General features: G+C 73.7%; 1 protein-coding gene and 1 pseudogene. Both read left to right on the top strand.

The window, feature by feature from the left end; all coding sequences use genetic code 11:
• Window positions 1–229: pseudogene (locus EYA84_RS32210) on the top strand (DNA polymerase Y family protein); the annotation flags it as partial.
• A 78-nt stretch (window positions 230–307) separates the two neighbouring features.
• Window positions 308–1,084, top strand: a 777-nt coding sequence (locus EYA84_RS32205) for a PHP domain-containing protein (RefSeq protein WP_131057895.1), incomplete at its 3' end; no start/stop codon positions are given.

Below are 1,084 nucleotides of genomic sequence, written 5' to 3'. Positions count from 1 at the left end.
ACAGGCCGGGGGCGCCGGCCGGGGTGGTGCGTGGGCCGGGATCTCCGGCCGGGCCGGGGTGCCGGTCGAGATCGTCGGCTGGGCGGGCCCGTGGCCGGTCGACGAGCGGTGGTGGGACCCGGTCGAGGCGTGTCGGAGGGCCCGTTTCCAGGTCAGCCTGGCCGACGGCAGCGCCCTGCTGCTCGCCGTCGACGCCGGCCGGTGGCTCGTGGAGGCGGTCTATGACTGAGGCGGAAGTGAATCGTGGTGCGTTCCGTCCCCGGGGAGGGCCGGAACGCACCGGGATCTCGGTGGGCCGGGTGGGGCGGTGAGTTTCCACAATCCTCGGCTGCCCTGGTCGGAGCTGGAGCGGGTGCTCTCCGGGCGTACCGGGGAGGGTGAACGGCACCTGCGGGTGGTGGATCCCCTCGCGGTCGACGCCGACGGGGGTGACTCGCCGGCCTGGAGTCGGAGCCGGGAGCAGTACCGTCCGCCCGAGCTGGCCCGCCCCGACGGTGTGGTGCCGTACGCCGAGCTGCACGCGCACACCAACTTCAGCTTCCTCGACGGGGCCAGCCACCCGGAGGAACTGGCCGAGGAGGCCGTCCGGCTGGGGCTGACCGCGCTCGCCGTCACCGATCACGACGGCTTCTACGGCGTGGTGCGCTTCGCCGAGGCGGCCCGCACGCTGGACCTGCCGACGATCTTCGGGGCGGAGCTGTCCCTCGGTCTGCCCGGCCCGCAGCAGGGCGTACCCGACCCGCACGGCAACCACCTGCTGGTGCTGGCGCACGGCCACGAGGGGTACGCGCGGCTGGCCACGACCATCGCCCGCGCCCAGTTGCGGGGCGGGGAGAAGGGACGCCCGGTCTACGGGGAACTGGAGGAGGTGGCCGCCGACCTGCGCGACCACGTGTTGGTGCTGACCGGTTGCCGCAAGGGACACGTGCCGTCCGCCCTGCTCACCGAGGGGGTGGACGCGGCGGCCCGGGAGCTGGACCGGCTCACCGCGCTGTTCGGCGCGGAGACGGTGGCGGTGGAGCTGACCGACCACGGGCACCCCTGTCTCTTATTACACATCTCCGAGCCCACGAGACTAGCGCTC

The organism is Verrucosispora sp. SN26_14.1 (genome assembly GCF_004307965.1).
In the GTDB taxonomy this organism is placed as follows: domain Bacteria; phylum Actinomycetota; class Actinomycetes; order Mycobacteriales; family Micromonosporaceae; genus Micromonospora.
This window is presented reverse-complemented; position numbering and strand designations above follow the sequence as displayed.